Consider the following 14228-nt stretch of genomic DNA (forward strand, 5'->3'; position numbering starts at 1 on the left):
ACCGCTTCCGAAGACCTGCACCGGCGCGGTTTTCGCGCATTGTCCCTTAAAGACGCCCATGTTCCACAAGACTGCGGCGACAATGACGATTGCTAGAATTGCCCAGCCGTAAGTCATTAAGAATTCTGTTGCCGCTTGTCCTTTTTTCATCACGCTAGATTGTTTTATATTCCCTTTCATACGTATAACCTCTTCGAGATAGCATAGTTGTAACTATTAATATGGTTGCCTCAGTTTATATACTTTAGGTATGCTGATTATGCCAAAAAAACGCTGCGGAACTATTCATAGTCCAAGCATTGAACCGAAAACACTCCATAGAATTGCCTTTGCTCCAAGGAAAAGCGCCATGGCGGCAGCCATTAAAATGGGGGCGTATTTTATGCCCTGTTTCGGGCTTCCGGTCTGAATTATAGATATCAAAAGACCTGAAAAAAAGGTCGTTATAAGAATAGCTGCCATTGCAAAGTTCGAAAATGTCTGCGGATCCAATTCAGCAGGTGATGAAATTGTCAAAAAACTGCCGCTGGATGACGTCATTTCAGATGTGTCGGGACCTCCGGCCTGCTGGCCCCACATAGAGCCTATGGCAGTCACCATATATGTTGAAACCGCAAATAATATTGGCGCACCTATAACGCCTGCGATTATTATGAACATGACATACATTGCGACAGTGGATTTAATCTCACGCTGAAGCGTCTCGCTATTCCTTATATCCAGGGCGGTTTCCTCAAGGAGCTTTGCAATAGACCCTCCGCTTTTTATGCCTTCTGCCAAAAGATCAATAACGTGTTCAAGAGTATCTGATTTTATTTTTTTCATCATATTCTGCAATGAGTCTTCAACAGAATTGCCACCATATATTTTGAATGCCGCCGCTTTGAAATGGTCGGACAATATACCGAATTCGGGCCTTGCGGAGAATAATATGGCGCGATCTATCGTAAGGCCGGATTTTATATTTGCTGAGGTGAGAAGAAGTATATCTGGAAGAACGCTTTCAATTTCGCGCTTTTTTGTGTCCGCCAATGTTGTGAAAAAAAGATAAGGTGCGGAAAACAGGGAAAGTATGATAAATAGCGTTGGGATCATTGAATATATAAAAGTGATTCGGATTACAAAATAAAGAAATAAAAAATTAAGCGTTGCCCCTATTGCAAGAGCGCCATAAAAATACGTTATAAACTCGTCAAAGCCATGTTCCATTCCAGCATATTTTGATTCTAATTTTAGTGTTTCAACATATGATTTTGGGAGTTTGCTGCAAATATATTTTCCGATATACATAAATTTTATGCCACCTCATTATTATACTTCACAATAAACATCACAAATAACCGATTATCAAGTTTCTATAACAAAAAACAATCCTTAAACAATATGACTTTTTGTTCACACTTTAACATTTGGTCTTTTATCCTTTATGATGTTCACGAAAAATGCCTGAAATATGGCAAGCCCGACAATAACCGCCGCCAATAACTCACTCCCTATACTGCCTCCGGCAAACATTGAAAGCACTATCAGGAAAGTTATTCCAAGTGACGGAATGATTATAGCAACCATCATATACATCAAAGTCATCGGATTAAGCTCCTGCCCGTATTTCTTTATTGAAATTAGCTGCTGCTTTATTATGTCATCGACTGTCGCTGAAAGTGAAGCGTCTATATCCGTTCCAGTTTTGAGCGAATTAAGTATTTGCCAGAAAGCCCTTCTGAAATTATATGATGGGCTCTTGAAAATACTTTCTTCTATCGCCTCGATTTCCGATTTGCCGGCGTTGATTTCCTCAACAATATCCCTGATTTCGTCAGAGGCTGCGCCATATTTTTCCGATATCGCAACAAGCCCGTTATAAAGCGGAATACCGCTTTTGACTTCTATCAGCAAGTGCCTCAAAGCATACGGAAGCTCACGCTCTATTTCTTTCGCGCGCTTCAATCCCTTTACTTTTGGAAGATAAAGAGAAGAATAAAAGGAAAACAGGAAAAGAACCGGAGCCATAACAATGCCGATGTAAATTATCTGCACATTATTCGACGAAATACCAACAACTGCAAGCCCCGCCCCAGCCATCATACCCATATTCGTGCCGGATGATAACGCCTCAGCAATGTGCTCTTCAAGGGCGTGCGGCGATTTTACCTGCATCAAATATATTTTAAGGTGGCTAAAAAAGGGCTTCAGCGCAACACCTGCCTTAAGAAACATTTTCGATGCCTTTAATCTTGCGTCTTTTTCGTACATTTCACACACCCATATAAGAAAGTTCTGCCGAAAGCCATGGAATTATTTGTGCGTTATTTTCCAGGATTCTACTGGAAATCAGCTCACACGCCGTTGCGCGTTCGAAGCTTTCCATGCTTCGCATGGAAAAAAATAGAAATTGCACAAATTTAGGCAATTTCTTTATTTTTTCTCTACAGCCTGCCGCACCTCATCCATCAACTCAGCTCCCAAAATCCCTTCGGGATTTGCATCGCTTCTAGCCGCCGATATCACTGCTTTATCATTTTTATAATATTCTGCAAAAACCTTTCCGACGCTGTTGACTGTTTTTATACCATGACTGACCATCCATTTAAGGATACATTCCTTGTCTTTAAGGTTCGTCTCTATTTCAGCATCATTCATGCCAGTATACATATTTATTTCGTTGAATATTCTAAACGTTTTGTTAGCTTTTTCAAGAACATCCGACTTAGGATTCCAACGGTACACTATATTCAGCTTATTTTCAGTTGCGCTTACAGGAACTATTTCTCCGACTTCAAGAGTGCGCCGTATTCCAAGCCTTCTGTGCCGGTATTGCACAACAACCATATGAAGCGCATTAAGCATGGCTTCAGGAAGGCTGATTGGTGGATTCATAAGGCGCTGATATGCCTGATGTGCGTTATCCGCATGAAAAGTTGCATAGGCAGAGTGACCAGTCCTTATGGCCTCAAACATAACCTCAACCTCTTTTTCTCGCCTGATTTCACCGATTATTATCCTATCCGGCCTCATACGAAGACAATTCATCAGCAAATCCAGCATTGAGACGCCGCCCTTGCCTTCGGGATTGGGTTCTCTTGATGAAAATGGTATCCATTGGAGAAATTTCGGCAGGTTTATTTCTCTTGTATCTTCTATTGAAATTATTCTTTGATTCGGAGGTATAAACGGCATAAGAGTGTTCAAAAAAGAAGTCTTTCCGGATGCTGTACCTCCGACAACAAGGATATTTAGCTCGTATTGTATCGCAAGCCAGATAAGCGCTACAGCCTCAGTTGAAATAGTCTTTACTTTAGGTTCTAATAAATGTATTATAGTCCACGGCGACCTTGCGAATTTTCTGATAGTGATTGTGTTTCCAACTGTAGATATGGGAAAAAGCGTCGCATTGACACGATCTCCGGTGTAAAGATGCGCATCCATCAAAGGATAAAGATTAGTTATCTGCCGCCCCACACGTCGGCCGATAGAACTTGAATAATTGTAAATCAATTCTTCATTTTCAAGGATAACTGTTGTCTTGAGCCAACCATGTCTTTTATGGTATACCCAAATAGGATCCTTACTGTTATTTATAACAATCTCCTCAAGCTGATTATCCGCAAGAAGAAGCTCGATTATGCCCAGGCCGAGCATTTCATGAATGAGGTATCCCACAAGAATATTTTCGTCATTTTCCGATGTTCCGGGAAGATATTTTTTCATCAATTCATGCGCCTTAGTGGAGAATTTTTGCTTGACAGATATTATCGCAGTAGGATCAACAAACTCTTTTGTGGAAAGATTTATAAGAGTTATAAGCTCTTCTCTTATCGAATTTAGTATTGAATGCGTTGCAGTTGGGATCTGGGGGTATATCAAGCGATATATGGGAACGTATTCTGTCGGTGGAGAGTAGATATACACTTCTGCAGGTACGCCATCCGAGCTTACAATATATGTGTCCATGCTGCAGGTATTGAGCTTAAATGTTTCCATCTCTTTTTTCTGCAAGCTGGTTTTATCATCCGGTAAAGGTGAATGTGTGTTATTTTTTGATTTAGATGGCTGAGAAAGCAATTTATCGCCAGTGTGTGGCGGCAAAACACGCATGACTGGATTCTGCTCTTTTACGGCATTATAGGGCTCAAATGTTTTCGTTTTTTTAGGAATTCTTCGCCTGACATGCTTGCGATTGGTTACTGTGTGTTTTATTTCCTCAAGCATTTTTTTTACATCGTCGCTTACTTGTCTGATTTTTCCAGATTCAGGCTTATGCGCTACCCGGGGTTTTGCCTTTTTTTGAGAATCCTGACGGTTCACTTTTTTGTGTTTTCCCTTACCCGAAGCCGCACGAGACATAATTAATAAATGTGCGCGATTGTATATATACCTTCAATGTTTGCGGGATTTGAAATTAAACGCAAACTTGAAGGGCTTGAAACGCCGATAACTATGAATGCGTTTCATGAAGTGCGCACTGAAGGAGGTTCTTTGAAAATGGCGCGTATCTGCAAAGAATATTAAGTAACTAGTAGGTAACAACACAACCGAAAGCTTTATATACTGGCGCGACCAATAGAATACCATCGTAATTTACCTTGTGGTAGTAACTTTACAAAAGCTTTATATACAAGTTCAATACATAATATGGGTAGTTACGAGATAGGAATGATATTTTGGTGATACTATGGTAAACCACTTCAACAAAGATGGTATGGTAACAGATCTGATAGGTATGTATCTGTCTGATGCCACACTACAAACATTATCACAGGAAAAACTCATAGATGTATTTTCGAATAAAATTAAAGCTGACTGCGATATTTATACAGATAACGCATCCGCATACTTTACAGATGCTAAAGAATCTAAATCAAGATATGATAGCATCCCTATAGACCTCACAGGATTGACTAACGTACAACAAAAAGAAAGAGCGGGTCAAAGAGAGTCTTATTGGCATGAGCTTGAACGCGCCGAAAGAATTCTGGAAGGACTTGAAACGGAAGTAAAAGAAATTTCTGAAGCAGCTACAAAAGAGGTAACTACATTAGTAAACCTTAAAAAAGAATATGCTGAATTAAATCGCCCTTCTCAAACACCAATAGCAAATATAAACATTCTAAAAAATACGGCATTTTCATCAGCAATCAATGAAACATATCCTGAGAAGACCATGTCAGACTATAAAGATATTTTATCTAATATTGATTATAGTAATGATCAAGAAGTCAAAGACATTCTTAATGCAACAAATGCGGTATTCGTTGGTGGTGTTAGCTCTTTAGAAGCAATATATAAAAATAAATCGACTTTTGAAAATGCTATAACTAAGCTAAAAACAAAGAAATCTTCGTTTGATACTGCTGCAGGAACTGTACTCAATACTGCAAATTTCAACACCTACAAAACAAATCTTGAGGCTGCCGAAAAACTCTATAATGAGTTTCAAGAAGTAAATCTTACTCCTCGACCCGTAATTCCTGATCCTGATATACCTGCGTTCAAAGATGCTGCATATTTAGCCGCTATCGCACACAGATATCCGGAAAATATTATCACACTCTATAAAGATACCCTCGCAGAAAGCGATTATATCAATGATCCTACAGTCAGTACAGAACTAGCAATGTTGAACGGACTATTTTCAGCAAATTCAAATCCTTTGGAAGTCATAATTGACAATAAGTCCGAAATTGAAAAGAAAATAAACAAACTAAAGACTAAAAAAGCATCTTTTGACACTGCATCAGGAACCGTTCTTAACACCGCAGACTTCACTACGTATAAAACCGATATAACAAATTATAACGACAAACGCAAAGAACTGGGTAATTACACATCTGCGCCAACTGACTTAAACAGAGCATGGCTAAGTGTTGTCAAAACATTCGGAAAGAAATTTGTAAATGGTGCTGCGCTCACAGATGCTGAAAAAAAGAACAAAGACTACAAAAAAATCTCCGGAGCATATCTAAGTTCTAAAATCGACGAAGCTTATGGAACTGCAGATTTTATAGAAAATGAACTGATACGCATAAATGGTTTAGCATCCCGAAAAGATGCTCTTAAACAGCTAACAACGCTTCAGGAAGACATAGACTCAGTAAAAGACGGCGTTCTTGAAACACTGAACGAAGAGCTCAAAGATGCCTATAAAAACGTCATCATGGGCTCAAAACTTGATGCCAAAAGCAACAATACTGGCGAATTCGACTGGTTAATGTTCAGCAAGGATAACAAAATTGTAGAAGATCACAATGTCGGAACATATGCACAGGGTGGTATTGGAATGTTCCAGGAAATGCTTCTTGCAGATCCAGATTTAGAAACGGAATTCTTTGATCTTGAAAAGAAAGTTGTTGGCAAGCACAAGAGAGCATCGTCATGGCTCTATGGCGGATTCTTCAATAGAAAGAAAAACAACCGAATCGGTGTTGATGAAGCCCTGAAACTCGGACTCGGATATGCAGTATATCTCAATCATTCTGAAGACATAGCGGACGACTTAAACTACACATGGAGGGATATACGAGACTTACACGCTTTTGGTGCTTCAAACAGCATTGAAGAGATTATGCATGTTTACCACGGTGCTTCAAAGCTCGGCGAAAAAATCAACGACACCACGGCTGAATGGACTACACGCGAGAGTGGTGGATATAAAGCGCTTGACAACTACATCAACGGCCGTTCAGGCTTTAGCTTTAAGTTTGTTGACACCTTGTGGGACTTCGTAGGAACAAAAATATCAGCATTCACCAAAAAAGAACATAAATACGATGTTGACATAAGTGCAATAGAATCTAAATCACACCCGCACATACAGTTAGCCCTTGGACTTTTAGGCGCTGGAGCGATTGTAACTGCAACAGCGGATGAAACTGCAAGAGCTTTGGGATCTGACAAGAGCCTGTCTGAAAAAGCAATTGAAGCGCTCAAGCCGATTGGAGAGCTTGGCAAAGAATACTTTGTGTCTAAAGCAGTAGTTGGAGAAGCCCTTGGAGAAGCGGCTAAACATGTAAAATAATGTCAAGCATCAAGCTGACTAAAAACCTATAATATCATCTCAACCAAAGATTTATGCATGGCGCTATCATTCGGCAACATAGGCCTCTATAACTGGTTGTTAGTGGATATTCTTCAATTAAATTCCAGCCAGATAAGCAGAATTCTGTGAATACGTCGGCGTTCTATTGAATAGCTACCCTACATACAGTGAAACATTTCCCATAACCTTCACCATATAGATGGTAGGTATTCTCATTCAATAGCTATAACCGCATTTTTCAAAAGTGAACTGTGTATAGTTCACTTTATTACAATAGTGAACTGTTCATAGTAACATTTATAAACTCCGGAGTACAATAACATTGCATGAGAAGCGATATAATAAAGATTCTTTCGGATTGGAATCCTTGGTGGGAACACGGAAAAGTTCCGGAAAACCTTTGCGGAGTAAAACGAGAAAAGTCAGATGAAATAATACACCTTGAAAGCATGAAAGAGATAAAAATAATTACGGGTGTCCGACGAAGCGGAAAATCAACTCTTCTATATCATGTAATAGACAACCTTTTGAAAAAAGGAGTTGCTCCAAAAGACATATTGCTCATAAACTTTGAAGATGCCGGTATTGCCCATTATACACTTGATGAAATACATGAAAGATATATGTCTGAACTTAATCCCACCTATTCGTTGCATATTTTCATAGATGAAGTACAAAAAAAAGAAGGCTGGGAACGCTGGATACGGAAAAAATATGATCTTCGGCAAGCTGCTGGTTTTTTTGTTTCCGGATCTTCATCAGCATTATTAAAAAAAGAGTATTCGACATTGCTTACTGGAAGAAATCTTTCTTTAGAAATATTTCCTTTAGATTTTAATGAATATCTGCAATTTTCCGGAATGAAGATAGAAAACCTGAAAACAATAACTTTGGAAACTCAATCAAAAATTAGCTTTAATCTGAAAAAATATATTGAATTCGGCGGATTTCCCGAAGTATTTTTTAATGATGAGTCAAATAAAAGGCGGCTTCTAAATCAATATTTCGAGGATATTATTTACAAAGATGTAGTTGATAGATACCGAACAGATCCGGGAAAAACAAAGGAAACCGGCATATACCTTATGACGAACATATGCAATCCTCTGAGTATAAGAAATTTAAGGAATATCAGCGGACTTGGAATTCAAACAATATCCGAATATATTTCATTCATGGCTGAAGCATACTTGATATATCAGGTTTCTATATATTCCTCTTCGTTAAAAGTGCAATCGGCAAATCCGAAAAAGATATATTCAATTGATACGGGATTAAGAAATGCTGTTTCGTTCAAATTTTCAGAAGATATTGGAAGGCTTGCTGAAAATGTCGTATTTATCGAGCTAAAGCGGAGAGGCAAAGAAGTATTTTACTGGAAAGATGAAACTGGCGGAGAAGTTGATTTTATTATAAAAAAAGGATTGAAACCGTCAGAAGCCATTCAAGTTTGCTGGAATCTTAAAAATGAAGGCACAATAAACCGGGAAATTAAGCCATTATGCAATGCGTTAAATAAATTTAAGCTGGACGCTGGTTTAATAATAACTGATAATTTGGAAAAAGAAGAAACAATAGATGGCAAAAAGATAGTATTCGTGCCGCTTTGGAAATGGCTGCTTTCAAAATAAGCTATATATACGCGCCCGACCAAAGATTTAGGCATGGCGCTTCCGTTTGATATTGACATTTATAATGGCTTATTGGGCACTCTAGGCGTTCAACCTACTGGAGATCCTGTTGCCGATGCGGTTTATCTGGTCCTTCTGCCGATGGTAGTTATTTACCTTTTTATTGACCAAGTCATAAGGAGGTCAAGATTTGGAGAGAACACGAAAGTAAAAATAATTATGATGTTTATTACCGCATTCACCATCATACACTATAAATATTATGGGTTGTTTGCAGCATTTTCAATGCCCCTTCTTGTATTTGTGATACTTTGGCACACACTTGGGTTCGTTTTTGGAAAAAAGGATAAAAATTCTCCACGGGGTGATGGAAAAATACGCGCGCAAGTTGGAAGCGGCGGAGGTTTTTTTGACCACGCACGCAATCTTAAGTCTTTAGCAGATCTACCTGATACAGTTAATAGAGAACTTGCTCAAATAAACGATACTATTAATAGAGATACAAAAGGAGATCGCAAAGCTGCAATAGCAAGAATAACTATATTGGATAAAAAATATGACGATTGCGATCTTGAAATAGAAGAAGCTCAAAAAGTGAGAGGAGTTACAGGTTCTGCGGGACATGTCGGCGAACTTATGGAAAAAATTCAAGAGAGACAAACACATATTGCCAACGAAGCGATAGAGCTTATGGTAGATAATAAAATATCATCAAGTGAAATGAGAAAATATGCAGAACATATATACCCCAATAGAAGGCGCGAAATTGACCGGATAAGATATTAGTAAATTTAAGACAAATTCTGATGTGTGCTAATAACTCGTCAAAAGAAGCTAATCTTAACCTGCTCGCTTATAAATAATAAAAATCCCAAGAAGCGCAAACAAGAAAATCAAATTCGTCTGGTTCATTATTGATGTATCAGGCATGAAGCTTTCTCCAGCAACTGCAAGAATGATTAGAAGCGCGCCAATCAGCATTATTACGTCAGTATTCTTCTTAGACTCTCCAGCTCCCGGCTTTCCAAGAAGCTGGTAGAACAAATTTATCACAAAAAGAGCTACAAGAAGCGTGATTATCATAGGCATAAATTCGTAAAGCATTGAAACGAGCTGCGATGATGAAGTCGCCATCAAAGCAACAACCGCTGCAATTATGTTGTTGATATGCCGTTCCTTAAAGACATTCCCGGTTCTAAGCGAACCATAGACAATCGCAAAGAAAAGCATGAAAGGAAGGATAAATTGCCCAAGAACGTTGTATTGAATCGATGCCATGTCGATAAACATAAGTCTATTTGTATGAATGGGTATAAAAAGTTAGCATACATTTATGTTGTTCCAGAGAATTTTTTGTTAATTCTGTAGCTTTCAAAGAGTTTCTGATATTTGGCATCCTCAAGAAATGTTTTACCCTTTGAGCTGATGCTCTTGAAGTCATCAACAAGGTCCGTATATTTTTTCGTTACTCCGTTTTCTTCGTATGTGCCGGGGTTTTTGCTATATTCGTCAAGAAGTGATAATTGCGCTATTAATTTACCATAATTTTTAGTTACATCTGTCAAACGCTCGTCCAAAAGGTATTTGTGTATCTCCGCTTCACTGGCAGTTGGATTAACGATGTGCGCTATTTCATGTTCGCCTGTTTCTTCAGGATCCGCTAGCGTCAGTTGATCTGATATAAAAACATAATGTTTGTCGTTAACTGTTTTTAAAATGCCTCGTTCAGTTTTATTGCTAAGCTTATTCGATATTGAAACCTTTATATTATCAGTATCTAGCCCATAAGCTTCAGCATATTTCACGGTTCGATAAATCGTTTCGGCTTGTAAAGGGCTTAAAGAAGAGCTGCCGGGATATTTGCCATGCGAATAGCGCATCTTTGATGCACTCCTTATCGCTTCGAAGTTACGATAGGTTATAGGGACTTCATAACCGCTTACCTCAGCCCAGTTAAGCAAATTATCCAATTTCTCACGTCCCATAAGCAATTCTGCTGTTTTCGCAGTAGCAAAATCAGAATCATTGGATGCTAGATCGTATTTCTCTTTTGCGAGCTTATATGCCTCTAATTGTTCTGGGCTAAAAAAATCTTTTTCAAGAACATTTGAAGCGCCTTCAATGGCAGTAGACACCTTCGCAACAACCCCTATTCCTTTTCCAATACTATCCAAAATCGAGTTTGAAGGAAGTTTTATTTTCTTTCCGCTTGCCATGCCAACACCCAAAACAGCCAATACAACGCCTATGATGGATAGCGCCATAACAAGCAGAAAGTCAATCATTCATATTTATTATGCGCGCCATCTAATAAGCGTTAATTATATCATTTATTAGTAGTTACAAGTATTTAAAGCTTTCAACGCGTATTTTTTAGCCATAATTACTGAAAAAACACAGAATCTGATTGGCTTTCGATCATAATCAAATGATTGGTACAAAACACACGATTATAATCGAGCAATAAGGAATTTATCGATAAAAACCAATTTTCAACAAATCATTTACCGCGCGCCAATTTCCTAATAGCGCCGTCAAAAGACGCGCCCCTTTCGCGCAAAATCCGCTTAAAATCATCAAACGTCTTTACAGAACTCATGCTTTTGCTAAAATCATAAGCAGCTTCATCAATTCTTGGCTGCGTGGAATAACGCACCACTTCTGCAGCTCCAAGAATACCCTCATCTGCGGAAATCTTGTAGCGGACAATATGCAGATTTTTTGTAAGCATTGGAAGCGCGTATTTTTTCACTTCTTTTTTCAGCCTGCCGTAAACCGAATTCGGGAACCTGCTGACGCTTCCGCCCATAACAATCACTTCCGGATTGAATGCATTAACGAGATCCGCAAGCCCTATTCCAAGATAATGTATGGCATCTGCCAACGCTTTTTTCGCTGCAGGCTCGCGCGACAAATACACTTCCCGCGCTCCGGCATTTTTGAGTTTCCCGCCAAACTCGTAATATCGCCTCGAAATGTTCTTTCCGGATGCAAGCATCTCAAGGCATCCGTACTGGCCGCAGCCGCACCGAACACCGGAAGTTATTGTCGGATCTATCACCATATGCCCGAACTCAAGCCCGTCTTTAAACGCACCGGAATAAATCCTGCGCTCAATCACAAGCCCTCCGCCTATGCCGGTTCCCCAGATTACACCAAGAACAATATTGTGCCGCTTTCCTGCGCCGTGAACAGCTTCTGCAAGGGCAAAGCAGTTTGCGTCATTTTCGATAAAGACAGGGAATTTCACTCTTTCCTCAAGATCTTTTTTGAGATTTATGCCGACAAGCGATGTCAGCGTTCCGCCGCCAAAAATCACTTTTCCGCATTTGTCGGTAAATCCCGGCATTGAAATTCCAACGCCGGTTATGCGCAGCTCAAATGCGCGAAAGATTACATCCATGTCGCTTTTTTTCAGCTGAAGCCGCGCAATCTCTTTTGGCATCCTGATTTGCGGCAGCTCTATGTGGCTCAAAAAATCGCTATCTGAAGGCAGCTTTAACTTTTGCTTTAATGCATCGAAATCCGCCTGCATCTTTCTTGCCGGCGCCTCGCGCTTAGCCTTTAGCTCAGTTTCAAAGGAATCCGAAAGAAATTTTATGACTTTTGTGAGATTTGCGATAATGCGCCCGCTTCCTTTTTGGGCTTCTGTCGGGATGCGGCAGGTTGTGTAGATTTTGCCTTTGCCGTCCACTATCGCGCCCTTGATTTTTGTGCCGCCGAAATCGATTGCTATTGAATACATCATACCAATATATTAAGCAAAGCTGCTAATATAGTTTATGGCTAAAAAGAAAATAATTCAGATGCCTGAAAAGAAAAAGGGCTTTCTTTCGAATTTAATGGATAAACTGGACAAGAAACTTGAAAAGAAGTCCAGGGAAAAATCCGGCTGCTGTTGCAAAGCGGGCGGCAAATCATGCTCCAAATAATTCTATTGTAATTCAGGCGGAAACTCATGCTCCAAATAATTGTGGACCGGCTCTTGTATTCGGTTTTAGGCCTTGATGCGTCATCAGCATTAGCCCGGTCCTTGAATTTTTTCATCTACGACTCGGTTAAAATACTATTATTGCTATTTGGCATGATTTTTTTAATAGGATTCCTGAGAACCTATATTCCCCAGGATAAAATAAAAGACTGGCTTGGCGCAAGGAAATACGGCTCAGGAAATGTTGCGGCGTCTTTATTTGGCGCAATAACCCCGTTTTGCTCATGCTCATCCATCCCTATTTTTCTCGGGTTTCTTGAAGCAGGAGTTCCGATAGGCGCGGCTTTCTCTTTTCTCATCACATCGCCTTTGGTAAACGAGTATCTGGCTGTGCTGATGCTCGGGTATTTCGGATGGAAAATCACTGCAGCATATGTTTTAAGCGGCATAATTCTAGGCGCAATATGCGGGATGGTTCTCGGGCGCATGAATCTTGAAAAGCACCTTGCAAAGGATTTAATCACATCACACTCAAAAGCGAGCAAATCAATCAAATATAACGGGATAAACGGCCGGCTCGCTTTCGGATTAAAAGAATCGGTTTCCATTGTCAAAAAAGTCGGGCTCTGGGTTATTGTCGGTGTCGGAATCGGCGCGTTAATCCACAACTACGTACCGTCGGAATTTATTCAGGGAATGATTGACAAAGGCGGCGTATTCACAGTGCCGATTGTAACGCTTTTGGGCATCCCTATGTACGGAAGCTGCGCGGCAATTGTCCCGATTGCTATGGTTCTTTTCCAGAAAGGCGTTCCTTTGGGCACGGCGCTGGCGTTCATGATGGCGACATCCGCATTAAGCATGCCTGAAGCAGTCATGCTGCGGCGCGCGATGAACCTGAAGCTCATAATGATATTTTTCGGCATTACTGCCCTTGGAATTATTTTCACCGGTTATTTGTTCAATATGCTGCAATATATGTTATAATCCCTTGACAGAAATATATTAACCACAGGGGTTAATAGGATTTATGATTCTAAAACGCGAAGCTCGAGTCATGGGCGTTGACGACGGCCCGATAAAGCCGGGCGATAAAGACAGCATTCTTGCAGGCGTCATTATACGCGGGCGCGAGTATGTCGACCGCATCCTGACTGCAAAGATAAAAGTTGACGGCCTTGACGCAACGGAAAAAATTCTTGAGCTTGCGCAAAAACCCAAACATAAAGGGCAATTGCGCGCCATATTCCTTAACGGCATATCTTTTGCAGGATTCAATCTTGCAGACATCAAAAAGATTTCACAGGTTACGAACCTCCCTGTAATCGCTGCGATGAAAAATCCGGATGCTTCGCGCTTTAAGGCAGTCGCGTCAAAATTTCCCGACAAAGATGCGCGCATGAAAATCATAGAAAATGCCGGAAAGATTCACGCGCTAAAAATCGGGAATTGCACGACCTATTTCCAATGCGCGGGAATATCGCCAAAAGACGCCGAAATTCTTCTCCGAAATTCAACAGTCCGCGCCACAGTGCCTGAAGCTGTCAGAATCGCCCATCTTGTTGCAGGCGCGCTTGTTGACGGAGAGAGCAGAGGACGTGTTTAAAACGTATTTTGAAAACAGAAAATA

Annotated in this window: 13 protein-coding genes; 6 read left to right on the top strand and 7 right to left on the bottom strand. The window is 40.1% G+C overall.

Annotated features, from left to right (window positions below; genetic code table 11):
- The 4 genes from KKB09_02010 to KKB09_02025 form a co-directional block, all read right to left on the bottom strand.
- The coding region (locus KKB09_02010; protein ID MBU4299969.1) for a hypothetical protein at positions 1–180 on the bottom strand (180 nt) is incomplete at its 3' end.
- Positions 181–285: 105 nt separating this feature from the next.
- A complete protein-coding gene (locus tag KKB09_02015; GenBank protein MBU4299970.1) occupies positions 286–1290 on the bottom strand; it encodes a type II secretion system F family protein in 1005 nt (334 codons plus the stop codon).
- 105 nt (positions 1291–1395) lie between these two features.
- Positions 1396–2253, bottom strand: coding sequence for a type II secretion system F family protein (locus KKB09_02020; protein MBU4299971.1), 858 nt, complete (start codon positions 2251–2253; stop codon positions 1396–1398).
- Positions 2254–2415: 162 nt separating this feature from the next.
- Positions 2416–4344, bottom strand: a complete 1929-nt coding sequence (locus tag KKB09_02025) for a type II/IV secretion system ATPase subunit (GenBank protein ID MBU4299972.1) — start codon at positions 4342–4344, stop codon at positions 2416–2418.
- A gap of 328 nt (positions 4345–4672) precedes the next feature.
- On the opposite strand from KKB09_02025, the gene KKB09_02030 reads away from it, so the two are divergent.
- The 3 genes from KKB09_02030 to KKB09_02040 all read left to right on the top strand — a co-directional run bounded on the left by KKB09_02030 (position 4673) and on the right by KKB09_02040 (position 9453).
- Positions 4673–7015: a hypothetical protein gene (locus tag KKB09_02030; protein MBU4299973.1), complete on the top strand. Its 2343-nt coding sequence runs from the start codon at positions 4673–4675 to the stop codon at positions 7013–7015.
- Positions 7016–7362: 347 nt separating this feature from the next.
- Complete coding sequence (locus tag KKB09_02035; protein MBU4299974.1) at positions 7363–8667, top strand: ATP-binding protein; 1305 nt, start codon at positions 7363–7365, stop codon at positions 8665–8667.
- A gap of 33 nt (positions 8668–8700) precedes the next feature.
- Positions 8701–9453, top strand: a complete 753-nt coding sequence (locus KKB09_02040; protein ID MBU4299975.1) for a hypothetical protein — start codon at positions 8701–8703, stop codon at positions 9451–9453.
- 54 nt (positions 9454–9507) lie between these two features.
- Here the strand turns inward: KKB09_02040 and KKB09_02045 are convergent, their stop codons facing one another.
- The 3 genes from KKB09_02045 to KKB09_02055 form a co-directional block, all read right to left on the bottom strand.
- Positions 9508–9957 (bottom strand): hypothetical protein, encoded by a 450-nt coding sequence (locus tag KKB09_02045; protein MBU4299976.1) that lies wholly within the window; start codon positions 9955–9957, stop codon positions 9508–9510.
- Positions 9958–9998: 41 nt separating this feature from the next.
- The gene (locus KKB09_02050) at positions 9999–10931 is read right to left on the bottom strand and encodes a hypothetical protein (protein ID MBU4299977.1); all 933 of its coding nucleotides are present in this window, start codon (positions 10929–10931) and stop codon (positions 9999–10001) included.
- A 236-nt stretch (positions 10932–11167) separates the two neighbouring features.
- Entirely contained in the window at positions 11168–12415 is a 1248-nt protein-coding gene (locus KKB09_02055; protein MBU4299978.1) for an ROK family protein, read from the bottom strand.
- A gap of 34 nt (positions 12416–12449) precedes the next feature.
- Here KKB09_02055 and KKB09_02060 point away from each other — a divergent pair, with 34 nt between their 5' ends.
- The 3 genes from KKB09_02060 to KKB09_02070 are packed head-to-tail and all read left to right on the top strand — an operon-like array spanning position 12450 to position 14204.
- A complete protein-coding gene (locus KKB09_02060) occupies positions 12450–12599 on the top strand; it encodes a hypothetical protein (protein ID MBU4299979.1) in 150 nt (49 codons plus the stop codon).
- A 26-nt stretch (positions 12600–12625) separates the two neighbouring features.
- Positions 12626–13585, top strand: coding sequence for a permease (locus KKB09_02065; GenBank protein MBU4299980.1), 960 nt, complete (start codon positions 12626–12628; stop codon positions 13583–13585).
- 43 nt (positions 13586–13628) lie between these two features.
- Complete coding sequence (locus KKB09_02070) at positions 13629–14204, top strand: DUF99 family protein (GenBank protein MBU4299981.1); 576 nt, start codon at positions 13629–13631, stop codon at positions 14202–14204.
- Positions 14205–14228 lie beyond the last annotated feature (24 nt).

It is taken from the genome of Nanoarchaeota archaeon (assembly GCA_018897155.1).
Classification (GTDB): Archaea; EX4484-52; EX4484-52; order EX4484-52; family LFW-46; genus LFW-46.